This window comes from Micromonospora sp. NBC_01796 (assembly GCF_035917455.1).
GTDB lineage: Bacteria > Actinomycetota > Actinomycetes > Mycobacteriales > Micromonosporaceae > Micromonospora_G.
In genome coordinates, this window is record NZ_CP109078.1 from 5,560,875 (window position 1) to 5,579,775 (window position 18,901).

General features: G+C 70.9%; 15 protein-coding genes. 10 read left to right on the top strand and 5 right to left on the bottom strand.

The genetic code is table 11. From position 1 onward, the window contains the following. Nucleotides 1–53: 53 nt before the first annotated feature. Genes OIE47_RS25650 through OIE47_RS25660 form a run of 3 tightly spaced genes read left to right on the top strand, consistent with a single transcriptional unit; the run spans nucleotide 54 to nucleotide 3,168 of the window. The gene (locus tag OIE47_RS25650) at nucleotides 54–953 is read left to right on the top strand and encodes a hypothetical protein (protein ID WP_326557071.1); all 900 of its coding nucleotides are present in this window, start codon (nucleotides 54–56) and stop codon (nucleotides 951–953) included. Nucleotides 954–984: 31 nt separating this feature from the next. Then, nucleotides 985–1,827 carry a hypothetical protein gene (locus OIE47_RS25655; protein WP_326557072.1) on the top strand — a complete coding sequence of 281 codons (843 nt, stop codon included), beginning with the start codon at nucleotides 985–987 and terminating at the stop codon, nucleotides 1,825–1,827. A 45-nt stretch (nucleotides 1,828–1,872) separates the two neighbouring features. Further along, entirely contained in the window at nucleotides 1,873–3,168 is a 1,296-nt protein-coding gene (locus OIE47_RS25660) for an aspartate aminotransferase family protein (RefSeq protein WP_326557073.1), read from the top strand. Nucleotides 3,169–3,178: 10 nt separating this feature from the next. Here the strand turns inward: OIE47_RS25660 and OIE47_RS25665 are convergent, their stop codons facing one another. After that, nucleotides 3,179–4,669, bottom strand: coding sequence for an acyltransferase family protein (locus OIE47_RS25665; RefSeq protein ID WP_326557074.1), 1,491 nt, complete (start codon nucleotides 4,667–4,669; stop codon nucleotides 3,179–3,181). A 281-nt stretch (nucleotides 4,670–4,950) separates the two neighbouring features. Here OIE47_RS25665 and OIE47_RS25670 point away from each other — a divergent pair, with 281 nt between their 5' ends. The 7 genes from OIE47_RS25670 to OIE47_RS25700 all read left to right on the top strand — a co-directional run bounded on the left by OIE47_RS25670 (nucleotide 4,951) and on the right by OIE47_RS25700 (nucleotide 12,539). After that, nucleotides 4,951–5,916: a MurR/RpiR family transcriptional regulator gene (locus OIE47_RS25670; RefSeq protein WP_326557075.1), complete on the top strand. Its 966-nt coding sequence runs from the start codon at nucleotides 4,951–4,953 to the stop codon at nucleotides 5,914–5,916. A 40-nt stretch (nucleotides 5,917–5,956) separates the two neighbouring features. Next, nucleotides 5,957–6,706, top strand: a complete 750-nt coding sequence (locus tag OIE47_RS25675; RefSeq protein ID WP_326557076.1) for an SIS domain-containing protein — start codon at nucleotides 5,957–5,959, stop codon at nucleotides 6,704–6,706. Between the two features lie 46 nt (nucleotides 6,707–6,752). Beyond that, nucleotides 6,753–8,186 carry an N-acetylglucosamine/diacetylchitobiose ABC transporter substrate-binding protein gene (ngcE, locus tag OIE47_RS25680; protein ID WP_326557077.1) on the top strand — a complete coding sequence of 478 codons (1,434 nt, stop codon included), beginning with the start codon at nucleotides 6,753–6,755 and terminating at the stop codon, nucleotides 8,184–8,186. Nucleotides 8,187–8,200: 14 nt separating this feature from the next. Next, nucleotides 8,201–9,109, top strand: a complete 909-nt coding sequence (locus OIE47_RS25685; protein ID WP_326557078.1) for a carbohydrate ABC transporter permease — start codon at nucleotides 8,201–8,203, stop codon at nucleotides 9,107–9,109. After that, complete coding sequence (locus OIE47_RS25690) at nucleotides 9,109–10,044, top strand: carbohydrate ABC transporter permease (protein ID WP_326557079.1); 936 nt, start codon at nucleotides 9,109–9,111, stop codon at nucleotides 10,042–10,044. Before OIE47_RS25685 ends, OIE47_RS25690 begins: the two co-directional genes overlap by 1 nt. Nucleotides 10,045–10,107: 63 nt before the next feature. Continuing rightward, complete coding sequence (locus tag OIE47_RS25695) at nucleotides 10,108–11,820, top strand: bifunctional 3'-5' exonuclease/DNA polymerase (protein ID WP_326557080.1); 1,713 nt, start codon at nucleotides 10,108–10,110, stop codon at nucleotides 11,818–11,820. A gap of 119 nt (nucleotides 11,821–11,939) precedes the next feature. Next, entirely contained in the window at nucleotides 11,940–12,539 is a 600-nt protein-coding gene (locus OIE47_RS25700) for a nucleotidyltransferase family protein (protein ID WP_326557081.1), read from the top strand. A 67-nt stretch (nucleotides 12,540–12,606) separates the two neighbouring features. Here the strand turns inward: OIE47_RS25700 and OIE47_RS25705 are convergent, their stop codons facing one another. The 4 genes from OIE47_RS25705 to OIE47_RS25720 form a co-directional block, all read right to left on the bottom strand. After that, entirely contained in the window at nucleotides 12,607–13,416 is an 810-nt protein-coding gene (locus OIE47_RS25705; protein WP_326557082.1) for a metal-dependent hydrolase, read from the bottom strand. 150 nt (nucleotides 13,417–13,566) lie between these two features. After that, complete coding sequence (locus tag OIE47_RS25710; protein ID WP_326557083.1) at nucleotides 13,567–15,213, bottom strand: serine/threonine-protein kinase; 1,647 nt, start codon at nucleotides 15,211–15,213, stop codon at nucleotides 13,567–13,569. A gap of 126 nt (nucleotides 15,214–15,339) precedes the next feature. After that, on the bottom strand, nucleotides 15,340–16,662 hold the full coding sequence (locus tag OIE47_RS25715; protein WP_326557084.1) for a glycosyltransferase family 4 protein: 1,323 nt from the start codon (nucleotides 16,660–16,662) through the stop codon (nucleotides 15,340–15,342). A gap of 286 nt (nucleotides 16,663–16,948) precedes the next feature. Then, nucleotides 16,949–18,883, bottom strand: coding sequence for an amylo-alpha-1,6-glucosidase (locus tag OIE47_RS25720; protein WP_326557085.1), 1,935 nt, complete (start codon nucleotides 18,881–18,883; stop codon nucleotides 16,949–16,951). Nucleotides 18,884–18,901 lie beyond the last annotated feature (18 nt).

Consider the following 18,901-nt stretch of genomic DNA (forward strand, 5'->3'; position numbering starts at 1 on the left):
CACGACGTGCGGCGGGACGGCACCGGAGCCGGCGACCCGGAGGGTGGTGGCCGATGACGGGATACCGGATACCGGACCGGGCGGAGCGAAGTGTCCGGGCACGCGTTCCGGGGCGGCCGGAGCGGGCGCGGCGGCGGCTGACCCGGCTGGTCGCGCACACCGACCCGGTCGCACTGGCCGGGATCGGGCTGTCGGTGGCCCTGTCCGTCGCCCTCGACCTGACCGGTGCTGCCTCCGGCGTCGAGTCGCTGTTCGCCGGCCTGCTCGGCACCACGATCTCGCTGCTGGTCGACTCGATCGCCCGTGCCGAGCGCCGGTTCGAGCTGCGGACACTGGTGGCCGGGGAACCCTGGCTGACCGAGGCCCTCGTACCGATCATGACCGGGACCAGGGAGGCGGTCGAGCACTATCCGGACACCCGGGTCGCGGCCGAGGCACGCCGGCGCTTCGACCGGCTCCGGGTCGAGACCGGGCACCTGCGCGCCGGCCGGATCATCCGTCCGGGTACGGACCACCGGGACCTGATCGAGGCGACCAGGGACTGCGTCGGCCGGCTCGACGCGATCACGAACGTCCTGCCGTGGACCGGGGGCGAGCCGAACTGGTGGGGCAGCGACGTCGGCCGGTACTACTGGACCCTCAACCTCCAGGCGCTCGCCCGGGGGGTCACGATCACCCGGATCTTCGGCTACCACCAGCTCACCGACCAACTGCGCGAGCTGGTCGACGACCAGCGCCGGGCCGGCGTACGGGTCGGCCTGCTGCCCTGGCGGTCGGTGGACCGGAGCCTGGATCTGAACCTGGCCGTCTGGGACGGTACGAGTGCCTGGGAGGGGCGGATGACCCCGCACGGAGAGATCGGCGAGAACGTCTTCTCAGTCAACCCCGACGACCTGGACCGGCTGCGTACCGCCTACCAGACCTGTGCGCGGGTCGCGACCTTCACCGACTGATGCCGGACCAGTCCTCGCCGGTGGCCCGGTCATGAGCTGGACCACGGTGCTGCTCGTCGCCGCCGTGGTGTGGTCGGTCAGCCTGATCAGGTCGGTACGGTGGCGCGCGTTCGTCTACAGCCTGCCGCTGCCGATGACCGTCGCGCTCGCCGGCACCGGCTTCCCGGTGGACGGCACCCAGGTGCTCGGCGTGGTCGCGCTGAACCTCTTCTTCCTCACCGTCACCGTGGCGTACCACCGGTTCAAGGTGCCGATCCTGCTGGCCGACCTGCTCGGGCTGGCGGTCTACCTGGGGCTGAGCGCGGCACTCCTGCAGGTCGCACCGCTGCCGTTCGTGCCGGTCCTGGTCGGCGTACTCGGGCTGTGGTCGGTGGTGATGCTGCTCCTGCCCCGGTGGGCCGGACCGCTGCCACCGGCTCCGCAGCGGCACCCGCTGCCGGCGCTGCTCCGGCTACCGGTCATTCTCGCCGGTTCGACCGTGGCCGTGCTGCTCGGTCAGCAACTGCGCGGGATGGTGGTGACGTTCCCGTACTCCGGGGTGCTGGTGGCCATCGAGAGCCGGCGCGACCTGGCCGAGTTCAGCCGCCACTTCGTCGGCAACAGCCTCGCCCTGGTCGGCTTCCTCGCCGGGTACCACTGGCTGGAGTCAGGCCCGCTGCCGGTGGCGCTGGCCGGGGGATGGGCCGGGTGGGCGGTCACCGCGCTCCTGCTCCGGTTGCCGCGAATGCTCCGGCTGCCGCGCCGGTTCCACACCGGACGAGGACGCGGCGGAGCCGACGGATCCGCACCGGAACCGGGCGGGGCTGACGGTGTGTCAGTGCCGGGGCCCGCACCGGCTACAGGGTGGCAGTTGCCGGGGGCGGCGGATCGATGAAAGCGTGCAGTCATCCGCGTACCCGGGGTGAAGGGTGTGATGACGATGGCCACCGACGACCTGCTGGCGCGGCACCGAGCCGTGCTGCCGTCCTGGATGCCGCTCTACTACGAGGAGCCGATCGAGCTGGTCTCCGGCTCGGGGCGCCGGGTCACCGACTCGACCGGACGCAGCTACCTGGACTTCTTCGGCGGTGTCCTGACCAACATGATCGGTTATGACATCGCCGAAGTTCGTGACGCGGTCGCCCGCCAGCTCGCCACCGGAGTGGTGCACAGCTCCACCCTCTACCTGATCCGGCAGCAGGTCGAACTGGCCGAGAAGATCGCCCGGCTCTCCGGTATCCCGGACGCGCGGGTCTTCTTCACCAACTCCGGCACCGAGGCGAACGAGGCCGCGCTGCTGGTCGCCACCAACTACCGCCGGTCGCACCAGATCCTCGCCGTACGCAACAGCTACCACGGCCGGTCGTACGCGACGATGGGCATCACCGGGCACCGGAGCTGGTCGGCTAGTTCGCTGAACCCGTTGCAGGTGAGCTGGCTGCACTCGAGCGACCGGATGCGGGGACTGCTCTCCCGGCTCGACCCGGAGGAGCAGGTCGACGCGGCCGTGGACGACCTGCGCGAGGTCCTGGCGACCCAGACCAGCGGGGACGTGGCCTGCCTGATCGCCGAGCCGATCCAGGGCGTGGGGGGTTTCGTCCACCCGCCGGACGGGCTGCTGGGGGCGTACAAGAAGGTGCTCGACGAGTCCGGGATCCTGCTCATCTCCGACGAGGTGCAGACCGGGTGGGGGCGGACCGGGGAGCACTTCTGGGGTTACCAGGCGCACGACGTGGTGCCCGACCTGCTCACCTTCGCCAAGGGGATCGGCAACGGTTTCGCCCTGGCCGGGGTGGTCGGGCGGGCGCCGGTGCTGGAGGAGGTCAAGGCGATCAGCTTCTCCACCTTCGGCGGCAACCCGATCTCGACCGCCGCCGGCAACGCCGTACTGGACTACCTGCTCGACCACGACCTGCAGGGCAACGCCCACCGGGTCGGCGCGATCCTGCGCCAGGGCCTGGACGAGGCGGTCCGGGAGCACGACATCGTCGGCGAGGTACGCGGCAAGGGGCTGATGCTGGCCGTCGAGTTCGTCCGTCCGGGCAGCCGGGAGCCGGACCCGGCGAACGCCGTACGGGTCTTCGAGGAGTGCCGCCGGGGCGGGTTGCTGGTCGGCAAGGGCGGCCTGTACGGCAACGTACTGCGGATGGGTCCGCCGCTGACGCTCACCGAGGCGGAGGCCCGGGAGGGGCTGGACATCATCCGTACCGCGATCGCCACCGTCGCCGCGCGCTGACCGATATCGATCAGGTGTCCGTCGGCGCTGGTGGTGCCTCACGCCGGTCCGGGCGTGATCTGAGCCAGCGGAGTACGGCGGCCCCGGTCAGGTAGCTGACCAGGGCCGCCGTGGGCAGTCCGACCGGTTCCGGCGAGTCTTTCGAGGTCAGGCTGTTGTCGAGCAGCGCGGCCACCACGGCCGCGATCCCGACCCCGGTCAGCACCGCCCTCGGCACCGTCCGCTCGGGCCTTCCCACGAGCCGGGCCGGCGGCCCCGCCCCGGATCGGCCCCGGCGGAGGCGGTGAAGCGGGCGCCCGGTGGGCCGCAGCGACCGGATCGGCCCGAGGGGCAGGAAACGTGACCGGCGTCCGGCCCCGGTCTCGATCGGGCTGAACACGGCCACCAGCACCGCCAGCACCACCGTCAGGGTGACCAGCCAGGGCAGCCGCCACAGCCACCAGGCGCCGCTGCCCACGGCCGGGGTGGGCAGCGCGTCCAGTGCGTCCAGCGCGCCGACCAGCAGCACCGCGGCGGTGATGTGCCAGAGGAAGATCGTCAGCACGACCGCGTTCGCCGCGATCACCACCAGCCAGGGGCGGGGCCGGTGCAGCCAACGTTCCGCCGGGCCGCGCAGCAGCAGGATCACCCCGAGCTGCCAGGTCGCGTTGGCGAGCAGGGCGAGGCTCGGCGGTGACATGTTGTGCAGCCGCTCGCCCGGGATGTTGACCATGCTGACCGGGTACGGTCCGGCCAGCGTCAGCGCCAGCAGCGCGGCGAACCCGCCGAACAGCAGCCCGACACCGACCGTCGGCGCCATCGGCAACTGGGTGCGCAACAGCCCGCCACCGCTGCGGCCGGTGCCGGTCCGGCTGTCCCGCCAGGCGTAACCGAACTGGTGCACGGCGAGCCAACCGAACAGGAAGTTCCCGCTGGCGTACGACTCGGGCCCGACCAGCCGGGCCAGGTCGCCCCCCACCACCAGCGCCAGCAGCGCCACCGGTACGGCGAGCCCGAAGCGCCGGTGCAGCGCGTACGTCACCGGGGTCAGGGCCACCACCGCCAGGTACGCGGCCAGGAACCAGAGCGGGATGGTGGCGAACCAGACCACCGGGCGTACCTGCTCGGCGTCGGCCCCGACGAGTTGGGCGCCCAGCGCCGCGCCGGCCAGGACGACGATCAGTGCCGTGGTCGGCCGCAGCAGCCGGGCGCACCGGTCCAGCAGCCAGTCGACGGCCCGACCGCCCCGGCGCCGGTGGCTGCTCAGGGAGGCTGCGTTGGCGTACCCGCCGACCAGGAAGAAGATCGGCATGACCTGGAACAGCCAGGTGCCGGGCCGGGCGGCGGAGAGTTCGACCAGGGCGGAGCGCCCGGTGAGCCGGCCGGACCGGTCGTGGTCGATCACGATGATCAGCCAGTGGCCGATCACCACGGCCGCGATCGCCAGGGCGCGCAGCAGGTCGAGGTAGCGCTCCCGCTCGGCGGGCGTCTCCCGGGCGAGCTGCCCCAGCCGACGCCGCATGTGAACAGGCTAGGGCTGATCGTCCGGGGGGAACCGGCAAACCCGCGACGCCGGGTCCTCGGCCCGGACGGTGCCGCCGTCGCCCCGTTGCTCGTCGACGGGGCCGGGTGCGATCGTGTTCCGGCTGCTCAGGGTGCTTGACGGGGATGGTGGGCGGGTCGCCCGTCGACCCGTCGGGGCAGGTAACGGTTTGAAAACTTCGCCCACAGTCTTGACACGGAGGGGGTGTTAGTAAGAACTTTTACCACTAACAGTTAACACTCTTTCCGGAAGGCGTTCACATGGTCGATCACGAGGTGGACACCGCCGCGCGAACCGCGGTGGTCGACGCCGAGGCGTTCGACCGGCGACTAGCCGCCGGACTCTCTCCGAGCGACAGCGTCCTGGTTCGGGTACGCGCCCGGCTCCCGGAGTTCACCGGCGCCCTGCAACGCGTCGCCGAACAGGTGCTCGCCGACCCGGAGGCCGCCGCCCGCGCCACCATCGTCGAACTGGCCGAACGCAGCGGCACCTCACCGGCCACGGTCACCCGGTTCTGCCGGGCGATGGGCTTCGAGGGCTACGCCGACCTGCGGCTGGGCATCGCCGCCGAGACCGGACGGGCGCGCTCGGCCGGCTGGACGGTCGACATCGGCCGGGAGATCCAGCCCGGCGATCCGCTGGAGCGGGTGCTCGGCCAGATCATGGCGGCGGACACCCAGGCGATGCACGACACCGCGACACTGCTCGACCTGCGGGAGGTCGAACGGGCCGCGGAGGCGATCGCCGCCGCCAGCCGGGTCAACATCTTCGGTGCCAGCGGCAGCGCCCTGGTCGGCGCCGAGATGCAGTTCAGCCTGCACCGCATCGGCGTACCCGCCTGGTCCTGGCACGACGTCCACGAGGGGCTGGCCAGCGCCGCCCTGCTGCGCGACGGAGACGTGGCGCTCGGCATCTCGCACACCGGCGAGACCCGCGAGACGATCGAGATGCTGGCCGAGGCGGGCAGCCACGGCGCCACCACCGTCGCCCTGACCAGCTTCCCCCGCTCGCCCCTGGCGGAGCTGGCCGACATCGTGCTGCTCACCGCCAGCCAGGCCACCACCTTCCGCCCGGACGCGCTCTCCGCCCGGCACCCGCAACTGGTCGTCCTCGACCTGCTCTACATCGCGGTCGCCCAGCGGACCCACGACCGTGCCCACTCGGCGTTCCAGCGGACCGCGCGGGCCGTCGGCGGGCACAAGGCGGCGAAGGAGGTACGGGGATGAGCGACCAGGGCCACCCCACCGTACGGATCGGGGCGAACAAATGATCAGCATGCAGGGGTACGCCGACGCGGTCCGCCCGGTGCTCGACCGGCTGCTGGACACCCAGGTCGACGGGGTGGGCCGGGCGGCCGACCTGATCGCCGACAGCCTGCGCGGCGACGGCGTGCTCCAGGCGTTCGGTGCCGGCCACTCCGAGGCGTTCGCGGCCGAGCTGGTCGCCCGTGCCGGCGGACTGGTACCGACCAACCAGCTTTCGCTCTGGGACCTGGTGCTGTACGGCGACGCGTCGCCGGACGTACTCGGCGATCCCAAACTCGAACGCGACCCCACCATCGCCCACCAGATCTACGCGCTCGCGGCCCCCCAGCCGCGCGACGTGTTCGTGGTGGCGTCCCAGTCCGGCATCAACGGCTCGGTTGTCGAGCTGGCGAGGCTGGTGAAAGAACGCGGTCACGACCTGATCGCGGTCACCTCGGTCGAGCACACGGCACGGGTCGCCCCACGGCACCCGTCCGGTCAACGGCTCGCCGACATTGCCGACGTCGTGCTGGACAATGGCGCGCCGTACGGTGACGCACTGCTGCCGCTGGACGGCGGCGGCGCGGTCTGTGCGGTCTCCTCGGTCACCACCGCGCTGCTGGCGCAGCTGCTGACCGCGGAGGTCGTACGACGGTTCCACGTCGTGGGAGAGGTACCCCCAATTTACCGATCCGCGAACGTCCCCGGCGGGGACGAGCACAACACCGCCCTGGAGTCGCGGTATGCCGGGCGTATCCGGCGTACCGCCTGACCCTGACATTTTGTGGCGACGACGAAACCTAACCGAGGAGACGAAGATGTCCGTAACCCCCGACAAGCCGTCGGATCTCAGCCGCCGCATCGTTCTGCAGCGGGCGGCGGCTGCCGGCCTGCTCGCCGTTCCGGCGGCCGGTCTGCTCAGCGCCTGCGCCACCGGCGGTGACGGCGACACGCAGGAGCAGAGCGAGGGCACCAAGAGCGCCGAGAACCCGTTCGGCGTCAAGGAGGACGCCGCGCTCGAGGTGGTCATCTTCAACGGTGGCTACGGCGACAAGTACGCCACCGACGTGCACGAGCCGCTCTACAAGGCGAAGTTCCCGAAGGCGACCATCAAGCACGAGGCCAGCCAGGCCATCTCCACCGTGCTCCAGCCCCGGTTCGCCGCCGGCAACCCGCCGGAGTTCGTCAACAACTCCGGCGAGAAGTCGCTGGACTTCGGCGCCCTGGTCGCCGACGGTCAGCTCCAGGACCTGACCGAGCTGTGGGACGCCCCGTCGGTGGACGACCCGTCGAAGAAGGTCCGGGACACCGTCGTTCCCGGCACCGTCGACGTCGGTACGTTCAACGGCAAGCCGTACGTGCTCAACTACGTCTCCACCGTGTTCGGCCTCTGGTACTCCGGCAAGCAGTTCAAGGAAAACGGTTGGGCTCCCGCCAAGACCTGGGAGGAGTTCACCGCGCTGCTCGACAAGATCAAGGCCAAGGGCATCACCCCGTTCGGTTACGCCGGTGCGAACGCGCCGTACTACGTCTGGAACGTGATCCTCACCCAGGCCGCCAAGATCGGCGGACCGGACGTACTGAAGAACATCGACAACCTCGAGGACGGCGCCTGGACCGCCGAGCCGGTCAAGCAGGCCGCTACCGCGTGGGCCGAGATCGGTGCCAAGTACCTGGACAAGAGCTTCGAGGGGCTCAAGCACACCGACGTACAGCTCCTGCAGAACCAGTACAAGGTCGGCTTCTACCCCAGCGGTGACTGGCTGGAGAACGAGCAGGCCAAGGACACCCCGCCCGGCTTCGAGTACCAGATGATGCCCCTGCCGAGCCTGACCGCGTCGGACAAGCTGCCGGCCGGTACGGTCCGCGCCACCGCGGCCGAGGGCTACTTCGTCTCGGCCAAGAGCGCGAACCCGCGCGGCGCGATGGAGTACATGCGCCAGATGCTCTCCACCGCCGGTGCCAAGGGCTTCACCGAGGTGGTCAAGTCCGCTACGGTCGTGACCTCCGGCTCGACCGGTTACGCGTTCCCGCCCGGTGTGGCCAGCTCGCAGGCCGCGCTCGCCGCCGCCGGTCAGAACGTGGTGAACCTCTTCTTCGACGGCTGGTACAAGGAGCTGGACACCGAGGCCCGCACCGCGACCAACGAGCTGATGTTCGGCCGGATCAAGGCCGACGCGTTCTGCGAGCGGATCCAGAAGAAGGCGGATGCGATCAAGAAGGACGCGTCCGTCACCAAGTTCAAGCGCTGATCGGAGCGTAGGTCATGCGGCACGGCAAGTATCCCTTCGTGATCGGCTTCCTGGCCGCTCCGGTGCTGTTGTACTCGGTCTTCGTGATCGCCCCGTACGCCCAGGCGTTCCAGATCTCGATGACCAACTGGAGGGGATTGTCCGCCCCGAAGTGGGTGGGCTTCGACAACTATCGACAGTTGGTCGAGGACCACCGCTTCTGGCAGGCGATCCAGCATCACCTGGTACTGCTGCTCGCCCTGCCGCTGATCACCATCGCCATCGCCCTGTTCTTCTCGTTCATGCTCAACGTGGCGGGCAAGAGCAGCGGGGGCAAGCGGTCGGGGGTCTGGGGCTCGGGGTTCTACCGGGTGGTGTTCTTCTTTCCCCAGGTCCTCGCCGTGGCGATCATCGCGGTGCTGTTCCAGACGGTCTACCGACCGAACGAGTCCGGCCTGATCAACGGCGTGTTGATGAAGATCGGCCTGGATCCGATCCTGTTCCTGGTCAACCCGAACATCGCGCTCTGGTCGATCCTCGGGGTGCTGGTCTGGCAGGCGGTCGGCTTCTACGTGGTGCTCTTCTCGGCCGGCATCGCCTCGATTCCCGGTGAGATCTACGAGGCCGCCGAGATGGACGGCGCGACCCGGGTCACGCTGTTCTTCCGGGTGACCCTGCCGCTGCTCTGGGACACCCTCCAGGTCGCCTGGGTCTACCTGGGCATCGCCGCGTTCGACGCGTTCGCGGTGGTGGCGGTGCTCTCGGTCGACAACGGCGGTCCGGACGGGGCGACCACCGTCCTGGCGCTGGAGATCTACCGCAACGCCTTCACCTACTCCAAGTACGGGTACGCCTCGGCGATGGGTGTGGCGCTGTTCTTCCTGACCATCACCTTCGCAGTGTTCACGCTGCGGGTAACCAAGCGGGAAAGCGTCGAGTACTGATGGGCACACAGCTGACCACGACCAGGACCGACCAGCCGGACGGTCCCGGCCCCCGACCCCTCCCGCCGGTGGAGAAACCCCGACGTCGCAAGCGCGCCGACCGGGGCGAGGTGAGCCTGCTCAACGGCGTGGGGCACCTGGCGCTGTTCTTCTGGGCAGTGATCGTCGTGGTGCCGATCATCTGGGTCTTCCTCGCCTCGTTCAAGAACACCACGGAGATCTTCAGTAGCCCCTGGACCCTGCCGGCGGAACTGCGCTGGGAGAACTGGGGGCGGGCCTGGACCAAGGCCAACGTCGGCCGCTACTTCCTCAACAGCGTCCTCGTGGTCAGCTGCGGCACGTTCCTCACGATGCTGCTCGGTTCGATGGCCGCGTACGTGCTGGCCCGGTACAAGTTCTGGGGCAACCGGTTCATCTACTACCTGTTCGTCTCCGGGTTGGCCTTTCCGGTCTTCCTGGCCCTGGTGCCGCTCTTCTTCGTGGTGCGCAACCTGGGCCTGCTGGACACGTACACCGGGCTGGTGTTGGTCTACACGGCGTACTCGCTGCCGTTCACCGTCTTCTTCCTGGTCGCCTTCTTCCGTACGCTGCCGAACTCGGTGGCCGAGGCGGCGATGATCGACGGGGCGTCGCACACCCGGCTGTTCTTCCAGGTCATGCTGCCGATGGCGAAACCCGGCATGATCAGCGTGACGATCTTCAACATCATCGGCCAGTGGGCCCAGTACCAGCTACCGCTGGTGCTGGTCTCCAGTGCCAAGGACAAGTGGGTGCTCACCCAGGGCATCGCCGACATCTCGGTGAATGCCGGGTACGAGGCGGACTGGTCCGGCCTGTTCGCCGCGCTCACCATCGCGATCCTCCCGATGATCATCGTGTACGCGATCTTCCAGCGCCAGATCCAGTCCGGCCTGACCGCCGGAGCGGGCAAGTAGTCCCACCGGACCGACACCCGCACCGGTAATCCGCGTCGCACTGCCCGGCCCACCCGACCGAACATGTCGGAGGGGCCGGGCAGAATCGCCACCGTGCTGGTGGCGGTGATGCCCGACGAGGGCGGCGGGGGAGAGTGGCAGCCCCTGCATCCGGACGGCCGCCCGGCCGGGGCGGCCGAGCCGGTGACCGACCTGGTCGCCGCGATCGCCGAGCGTGAGGCGCGGGACCGGCCGCGTTGGATCTGGCCGGCCACCGCGTCGACCTATCCGGCCCTGCGCCGGGCCGGCGTACGCGTCGACCGCTGCCATGACGTCGAGCTGACCGAGGCCCTGCTGCTCGGCCACGCCGGCCGGTGGGGCGAGCCGCGCTCACTCGCCGCCGCCTGGGCCCGGTTGAGCGGGACACCGGTGCCGGCCGACCCCGCACCCCGCGCGGCCATCCCGCCGGGCAACGCGCAGGCCGCCCTCTTCGAGCCGGTTTCCGAGTCCCCGGCGCTGGGTCTGGACGCACTGGTCGGGGTCTACGCCGATCAGCACGCCCGGATCGAGGCGACCGGCGAACCGGGGCGGTTCCGACTGCTGGTCGCGGCCGAGTCCGCCGGGGCGCTGATCGCGGTCGAGATGGCCGCCGACGGGCTGCCGTGGCGCGGCGACGTACACGACGACCTGCTGCACGACCTGCTCGGTGAGCCGTCGCCGGTCGGGCCGCCGCGCCGGCTGGTCGAGCTGTCCGCCGGGATCGCGGCGGCGTTCGGGGTCAGGCAACTGCACCCCGAGTCGCCGGCCGAGGTGCTGCGTGCCTTCGCCCGCGCCGGGATAGAACTGCCCAGCACCCGGGCGTGGGTGCTGCGCGGGGTCGACCACCCGGCCGTGCCGCTGCTGCTGGAGTACAAGGAGCTGTACCGGATCTGGACCGCGCACGGCTGGGCCTGGCGGGACACCTGGGTGCACGACGGGCGGTTCCGCCCGGAGTACGTGCCGGCCGGGGTCGTCTCCGGCCGGTGGGCCACCCGTGGTGGGGGAGCGTTGCAGATCCCCAAGGTGGTCCGGCGGGCGGTACGGTCCGATCCGGGCTGGCGGTTCGTGGTCGCCGACGCCGGCCAGTTGGAGCCCCGGGTGCTGGCCGCGGTCTCCGGTGACGCCCGGTTGGCCGCCGCCGGTGGCGCCGGTGACCTCTACGCCGCCCTGGCCCGGGACTCGTTCGACGGTGACCGGGCCAGGGCGAAGCTGGCCCTGCTCGGCGCCATGTACGGCCAGACCGGCGGCTCCGCGATCCCGGCGCTGGCCGTACTGCGGCGAAGCTACCCGACCGCCTTCGAATACGTGGAGAGCGCGGCCCGTACCGGGGAGGCGGGTGGGCTGGTGCGGTCGTGGCTCGGCCGGACCTGCCCGCCGTCGTCGGTCGGCGTACGCGAGGACGGTGAGGGTGCGGACTTCGAGGTGCGGGCCGAGGTCGACCCGTTCGGCCCCCGGGCCCGTGCCCTGGCCCGCTCCCGGGGCCGGTTCACCCGCAACTTCGTCATCCAGGCGACCGCCGCCGAGTGGGCGCTGACCCTGCTCGCCGTCCTGCGCGGGGCGCTCGCCGGGACCGCCGCCCAACTGGTCTTCTTCCAGCACGACGAGGTGCTGGTGCACTGTCCGCAGGAGCAGGCGGGCGAGGTGGCCGAGCTGGTCCGGACGGCGTCCGACCGGGCCGGACGGTTGCTCTTCGGAGCCACCCCGGTCCGGTTCCCGGTCGACGTATCCGTGGTTGATTGCTACGCTGACGCGGCGTAGTTCCGAATTTGCCCTTTTGGTGCCGATACCTCAGCCTGACCGGGTCGTTGGGCCCGGTGTGCGTACGACGCCGTCGTATGCCGGCGTGGAAGGTGACGCAGCTGAGTCGGATCGCAGGAATGATCATTGCCGCGGGCGGGGGACGCCGGATCGGTGGCCCGGAGGCGTTGCTGCACCAGGGTGAGCGGCCACTGGTGAATCAGGTGTTCGACAGCGTGCGGGACGCCGGTTGCGACCCGGTCGTGGTCGTACTCGGGGCCGCAGCCGAGCAGGTACGGGCAACCGCCGACCTGTCCGAGGCGACGGTCGTGGTGAACCGGTCGTGGGGGACCGGGATCGGCTCCTCCATGCGGATGGGGCTGGACGCCCTCAGCGACCCGGACATCGAGGCCGTGGTGGTGGTGCCGGTGGACATGCCCGGCCTGACCAGCGCGGCGATCCGCCGGGTGACCGCGTTGCCGTACCCGGACGTGCTGGTCTGCGCCACCTACAGCGGGCTGCGCGGCTATCCGATGCTGTTCGGCCGGCGACACTGGGCCGGGATCGCGACGCTGGCCAACGCCGACGTCGGCGCCCGGCCGTACCTGCTCGCACACAAGCACCAGATCGTCGACATCGCCTGCGACGCGATCGCCGACGGGAGCAGGGTGGACTCACCCGAGCTGATGGCGCACTGGGGGCTGACCGTACCGGTGCCGGCCCAGCGGGTCGCGGTCTGAGCGTGAACATCAACGGGCGGTCCGATCAGGACCGCCCGTTGGTGTAGCCGTTCCCGAGTCGGTCGGGTCAGATCTCGATGTTGAACCGGGACAGCACTCCCGGTGCCACCAGACCCGCCGCGGCCAGCAGCGAGACCACGGTGAACGCGATCCGCAGCACCTTCGTCTCGACCTTGCCGCCGACCTCCACCGCGATCTTGTTCGGGAGGCCGATCATCCACCACATCCGACGCTTGATCGGGATCGGCCAGAGAATCGGCACGCCCGCGCTGGTGATGAAGTCGCCCATGATGTGGACGAAACAGCCGACCCCGACCGCCAGCCCGAGCATGGGATAACCACGGTCACCGGGCAGGTGCAGGAAGGTGAAGTACGCCGCCCCCGCCGACACCAGGGTCACGATCACCCAGCCGGCCTTCTTGGCCCACTCGTCGAACAGGCCGCGCAGCGCCAGCCCGATCATGAAGAACAGGATCCCGATGACCGCCCACTTGCCGTACGCGGTGCACAGCGCGGTGGTGCCCCAGCCGATCAGGAAGGTGAAGGGCAGGGTGTGGGTCAGCGTGCGGTGCCCGTTCTTGCGATCGGGGTCCTTGCTCAGCTTCGTCGCGTGGTAGACGCCGAGTGAGATCTTCTCCATCACCTCGGCGAAGAAGAGCGAGACCACCCCGAAGGTACGGGCCACGGTCGCGCCACCCTGATTGCGGGTGACCTTGCCGGACATGTCGAGGTCCGGGAAGAGCGCCCCGCCGGCACAGACCGCGGTACCGACCGCGATCGCCAGCGGCGACTGCTCGTAGCCGGCGAACTGGTACAACCCCCAGGAACCGGCGAGCCAGACGGCAGCGCCGGACAGTGCATGGGACGGTCCCATCATGTTGTGCGTCCTCCCCAGGATCACCCCACGTAGCGCGATCACTTTGCCAAACGCGACGCCTCCAGGCAATCACCGGGACCCTCCATTCCGGAGATGCGTCGGGATGCGGACCCGGACCGGGTCCGACTTGACCGGCGGGGCCGCAACCGGCTATCGGGCCGGGCGGAAACTGAACCGCAGCATCGGCAGGTAGACCCGGTTGACCTGCCAGTCGAACTCGGACGTCAGCCAGGCGACGGTGTACGCCCGCGTTGCCGAGGTGTGGAAGAGCATCCGGTTGGTGTGCACCTGCCTGCCGGCCGCGTTGGTCCAGCGGCACTCCCACTCGGCACCGCCCTCGTGCAGGTCGAGCGGCCCGATGGTGACCAGGCTGTAACCGGGCAGTGCGCCCCGGTCGGTGAGCCGCGCCTCCTCCGCCCGCCAGTACGCCTGCGCGTCGGGCGTCGGATTCGTGGACGGATCCACACTGAGCACCCGTGGGCTGTCCGGATCCTGGAAGCAGACCGCCGCTCCGTCGGTGAAGACCCGCCAGCCGATCGGGGCGGCGATCCGGAACCCGGTCGGGTCGCTGTACCAGGTCCAGCCCGGCACCAGCGCGTACCGTTCACCGGCCGGTGGCGGGGCCTCGACGACCCGGGTGGTGGCGTCGGAGCGGGCGGAACAGGGGAACGCCGGTGCCGGTGGCGGTGCCGGCGGTCGGGGTGTCGGGTCCGTACCCGGCGCGGCGGCACCGGCCCGGTCCGTGTCCCGCTGGGCGTGCACGGTCAGCGCGGTACCCAGCGCGGCGAGCAGGACCAGGCCGACCGCGACCGAGGTACCCGCCCGCCAACCGATCCGGCGGCGGGCGTCGGACAGGGTGGTGAAGGCGATGCTGGTGGCGGTCCCGGCGGGTGCGTCCACCGGCGGTACGGGTGCCGGCACGGGCGCGGGCGCGGCTTCGGGCCGGCGGGGGCGGGTGAAGGTGTGCCGCGGCGACTTCGGACCGGCGTCGGTGATCCGGCGCAGCAGCCGGTCGACCTCCGGTGCGCTGAGCCGCTGCCGGGGGTCGCGGCGGAGCAGTCCGTTGAGCACCGGGCGCAGTGGACCGGCCAGCCGGGTTCGGTCCGGTGGCGCCACCGCCAGCGCGGTCAGGGTCGCCATCGCGGTCGACCGGGCGTAGGGCGAGCGTCCCTCCACCGCGGCGTAGAGGGTGGCGCCCAGGGACCAGAGGTCGGCCTCGACGCTGGAGGTGCCCTCGGCGGCGCGCTCCGGTGCGACGTACTGGGGGGAGCCGAGCACGATGCCGGCCCGGGTCATCGCGCCGTCACCACCGTCGACGGTGGCCAGTCCGAAGTCGGTGAGCACCACCCGGCCCTCGTCGGAGATGAGCACGTTGTGCGGCTTGACGTCGCGGTGCAGGACCCCGGCCTGGTGTGCGGCGCGCAACGCGGCCAGCACGTCCCGGCCGATCTGGGCGGTACGCAGCGGAGAGAACGGGCCGTCGGTCTGCAGCACCTCCTGTACCGACCGGGACGGGACGTACTCCATCACGATCCAGGGGGTGTCGCCGGTGTGGATCACGTCGTAGACGCGTACGACGTTGGGGTGGTTCAGCCGGGCGGCCGTACGTGCCTCCCGGAGCGTACGCAACCGCAGGTCGTCGCGTTCGGATTCGGTCATCCACTCGGGAGGCACGACCTCCTTGACCGCCACGTCCCGGTGCAGCATCTCGTCGCGGGCGAGCCAGACCCGGCCCATCCCGCCCCGGCCGACGGTGTGCAGCAGGCGGTAGCGCCCAGCGAGAAGCACCTGCTGCACGTCTGATCCCCCATCCGCCACCCGCCGTAAACGATAGCCAGCCTCGGGGTGGTTGGACATCCTCCGGATCAGTGAACCGGTCGTCCGTCGGGGGATTGTCGCTGGTGGAACGGGGTGCGTTCGGGGTCAGCAGGCGGCGGAGTCGAGGGCGAGCAGGTTCCCCTCCGGCACCACCATCCGCTGCGGGCGCCCGGCCGTCAGCCGGTTGCCGGTGGCACCGGCCTCGCGTACGGCGCTGGTGTAGGTGGCCGCGGTGCGGGCCGCGATCGCGGACCAGCCGTACCGTTCGGTGACCATGGTCCTGGCCCGGCGGGCCACCCGGCGGGCGAAGACCCCGTCGGCGAGCAGGGTGTCGACGGCACCGGCGAGCGCCTCCGGGTCGCTGTGCGGGAAGGTCACCCCGGTCACGCCCTGTTCGACGATCTCGGCGAGCCCGCCGGTGGCGGCGACGGCGAGCGGGGCGCCGGCCGCGGCGGCCTCCAGCGCGACCATGCCGAACGGCTCGTAGAGGCTGGGCACCACGGTCGCGTCGGTGGCGCCGAGGACCGCCGGCAACTGGCTCTCGTTCATGAAGCCGAGGAAGTTGACGGTCTGGTCGAGCCGGAGCCGGTCCGCCTCGTGCTGCAGCTCGTTGCGGTACGGACCGTCGCCGGCGATGACCAGGCGCAGTCCGGGGTGCCGGTCGCGCAGCCGGGGGATGGCGTGGACCAGGTGCTGGACGCCCTTCTCGTAGACCAGGCGGCCGGCGAAGGCGATCAGCGGACCGTCCCCGGCGAACTTGGCCCTGGCCGAGGCGACCGCCCTCGGCTTGGCGTGCCAGGCCCGGTCGTCGACCCCGTTGGGTACGACGTCGATCTGGGTGGTGGGGAGGTTGAAGAGGTTGTTGACCTGGTCGCGCATGTAGCCGGAGCAGGTGATGACGCGGCTGGATTCGTGGCTGAGCCACCATTCCATGGAGTGGATGGATTTGTTCATGTCGCCGGGGAGCCAGCCTTGGTGTCGGCCGGCTTCGGTGGCGTGGATGGTGGTGACGAGGGGGATGTCGAGGTGTTCTTTGAGGTTGATGGCGGTGTGGGCGACGAGCCAGTCGTGGGCGTGGATGACGTCGTAGCCGGTGCTGGTGTTGTTGGCGCGGAGGGCGGCGCGGGTGAGGGTGTGGTTGAAGGCCATGGTCCAGGCGAGGAGGGAGTCGGTGGCGAGGGGGAAGGTGACGGGGTCTTCGGGGGCGCGGATGATGCGGACGCCGTCGGCGTATTCCTCGTAGGGGGCGTTGTCGGCGTGGCGGGTGATGACGGTGACGTCGTGGCCGGCGGCGGCGAGGGCGACGGAGAGGGCGTGGACGTGTCGGCCGAGTCCGCCGACGAGGACGGGTGGGTATTCCCAGGACAGCATCAGAATCCGCTGCTTACGAGCCGACCGGATGTCTATTACCTCGGCGTTCGGTGACATGGACCGGCCCTCCAAGTCTGTTTCGGCGCAGGCTCCAGCGGACACCTGAGCGGGTGCCGTGGCGCGTCCTTTTGGGTTGGCCCAATCCTGCCGGTACGGAGATAACCAGCGAAGACGCGGCCGTTGCGGTCATGTAACGGCGATCGGTCAGTTTTGTCCAGCGGGCCAATGAGGTTTTGCTCGACGGTATGAAATATGTGCGTCGGAACGTGGAAGATGCGCGTGAACCGGAAGTCGTGGGCGTGGCGATCGGATGACGCGGGTGTGAATTTGCCGGCCGTTCGCGTCAGTGCCGGCGGACCCGCAGCACCTCGGCCACCGACCAGGCCTGGAACGGGCAGCCGGTGGCGGTGTGCGGCGGGAGGCCGTCCGCCGTCTCACTGACCGAGCCTAGGCCAAATTCGGGCAAATGTGAATCTATGCCGATCAACGTATCGCCGGTTGGCATACCCGCCCGGCGGGCGGCGTCCACGTACGGGCCGATCAGCCAGGGCCAGACCGTGCCCTGGTGGTACGCCCCGTCCCGCTCGGCCGGGCCGCCCCGGTGCCGCCCGAGGAAGCCGGGACCGTCCGGGGCCAGGCTGCGCGGGCCGAGCGGGGTCAGCAGCGCCGCCCCGAGCAGCCGTACGGTCGCCGGGTCCGGGTCGAGCGGCGCGTACGGCAGCGACCAGGCCAGGAGTTGGTTGGGGCGGACCAGGTCGTCGTCGTGCAGGACGGCCCCGCCCAGCGGGTAGGTCGGTGCGGGTGCGTCGACCACGTCGTAGAGCCAGCCCGCCGGGGTCGGGAACCGCTCCCGGAACGAGGCCAGCGCCCGCTCGTGGGCCTGGGGCGCGGCACCCGGATCCTGCCCCACCAGGTTCGCCAGCTCGGTGACCGCGGCCAGCCCGTTGACCCAGAGGGCGTTCACCTCGACCGGCTTGCCCGCCCTGGGCGTCACCGGGATCCCGTACACCCGGGCGTCCATCCAGGTCAGTGCCTCACCGGGGGCGCCCTGGGTGAGCAGACCGTCGACCGGGTCGGCGCCGATCCCGTACCGGGTGCCGGCGAGGTGACCGTCGACCACCGCGCGCAGGGCAGGCAGCAGCTCGTCGGCGAGATCGGTGTCCGAGGTCAGTTCCACGTGCCGGGCCACCGCGTGCAGGAACCAGAGCGTGGCGTCGGCGGTGTTGTACTCCACCCGACCGGTGTCGGCGGTGTTCGCCAACATGCCCTCGGACAGGGTCGCCGCGTACGACCGCAGCAGGTCGCGCCCCTCGTCGGCCCGCCCGGTGTGCAGGAACAGCCCCTCGTACGAGGTCATCGTGTCCCGCGACCAGGCACCGAACCACGGGTAACCGGCCACCACGTCCGGCCCGGTACGGGTCTGCACCACGAACGCGTCGGCGGCCAGGGCCAGGGTCGCGTCGACCGGGTCGGCCGGCTTGGCCGCCGCCACCACCCGACGGTTGCGCGCCCGCGCCTGCGCGACGATCTCCACCGCCGGTGGCGGCTGCTCGCCCAGGTCGTCGGCCCAGGCCAGCACCGACACCGTGTCGCCGGGGCCGAACAGCTCGGCGGAGAAGGTCCCGGCGTGCCACAGGTCCTCCTCCGGGTGCAGTCCCCGGACGGCCTCCTCGCGGTGGTGCACCCCGTGCCACCACTGACCGGTCGGCTGCCAGCCCGGCCCGGACAGCCGGTACGCCCCCTCGACGACCGCCCCGTCGGCGACCTGCTCGACCCGGGGCGCCGGCCCGTCCGCCCGCCGTTCGCCGTGCGCGTCGCGCCAGGTGCAGGCGGCGGCCAGGTTCAGCCGTACCGGCCCACCGGAGATCAGCCGGTGCACGACGGCGACGCAGGACCGCCCGTACGCCATGGCCAGCTCGCGTTCGATCACCAGGTCGCCGATCCGCCACCGCCAGCGCGGCAGCCCGTCGACCAGGTCGAAGCGTTCGAGCAGCTCGAAGCCGCGCGGGTCGACCACCCCGGAGTGCCACTCGTGGGTGGCCAGCCGGACCTGGGTGCCGGTCGGAAGGGTGATCGCCGCGTCCAGGCTGGCCAGGCCGAGCCGCCGGACGGCCGGGGTGTCCCCGGCGACCACCAGCAGCCCGTGGTAGCGGCGGGTACGCAACCCGCTGACCGTGCCCATGGCGTATCCGCCCCGACCGTCCGGTACCAGCCATTCGCGGCTGGCACCCGCGCTCAGTTGGCCACAGACCTGCGGACCGAAGCCGATCTCGATCAATCTTCCTCCCGATGCACG

What these genes read in the sequence shown, in the direction of transcription:
- OIE47_RS25660 (WP_326557073.1), top strand. Translation starts at nt 1,873, where the DNA reads ATGGCCACCGACGACCTGCTGGCGCGGCACCGAGCCGTGCTGCCGTCC.
- OIE47_RS25705 (WP_326557082.1), bottom strand. Translation starts at nt 13,416, where the DNA reads ATGATGGGACCGTCCCATGCACTGTCCGGCGCTGCCGTCTGGCTCGCC.
- OIE47_RS25665 (WP_326557074.1), bottom strand. Translation starts at nt 4,669, where the DNA reads ATGCGGCGTCGGCTGGGGCAGCTCGCCCGGGAGACGCCCGCCGAGCGG.
- OIE47_RS25690 (WP_326557079.1), top strand. Translation starts at nt 9,109, where the DNA reads ATGGGCACACAGCTGACCACGACCAGGACCGACCAGCCGGACGGTCCC.
- OIE47_RS25675 (WP_326557076.1), top strand. Translation starts at nt 5,957, where the DNA reads ATGATCAGCATGCAGGGGTACGCCGACGCGGTCCGCCCGGTGCTCGAC.
- OIE47_RS25650 (WP_326557071.1), top strand. Translation starts at nt 54, where the DNA reads ATGACGGGATACCGGATACCGGACCGGGCGGAGCGAAGTGTCCGGGCA.
- OIE47_RS25700 (WP_326557081.1), top strand. Translation starts at nt 11,940, where the DNA reads ATGATCATTGCCGCGGGCGGGGGACGCCGGATCGGTGGCCCGGAGGCG.
- ngcE (WP_326557077.1), top strand. Translation starts at nt 6,753, where the DNA reads ATGTCCGTAACCCCCGACAAGCCGTCGGATCTCAGCCGCCGCATCGTT.
- OIE47_RS25685 (WP_326557078.1), top strand. Translation starts at nt 8,201, where the DNA reads ATGCGGCACGGCAAGTATCCCTTCGTGATCGGCTTCCTGGCCGCTCCG.
- OIE47_RS25715 (WP_326557084.1), bottom strand. Translation starts at nt 16,662, where the DNA reads ATGTCACCGAACGCCGAGGTAATAGACATCCGGTCGGCTCGTAAGCAG.
- OIE47_RS25670 (WP_326557075.1), top strand. Translation starts at nt 4,951, where the DNA reads ATGGTCGATCACGAGGTGGACACCGCCGCGCGAACCGCGGTGGTCGAC.
- OIE47_RS25655 (WP_326557072.1), top strand. Translation starts at nt 985, where the DNA reads ATGAGCTGGACCACGGTGCTGCTCGTCGCCGCCGTGGTGTGGTCGGTC.
- OIE47_RS25695 (WP_326557080.1), top strand. Translation starts at nt 10,108, where the DNA reads ATGTCGGAGGGGCCGGGCAGAATCGCCACCGTGCTGGTGGCGGTGATG.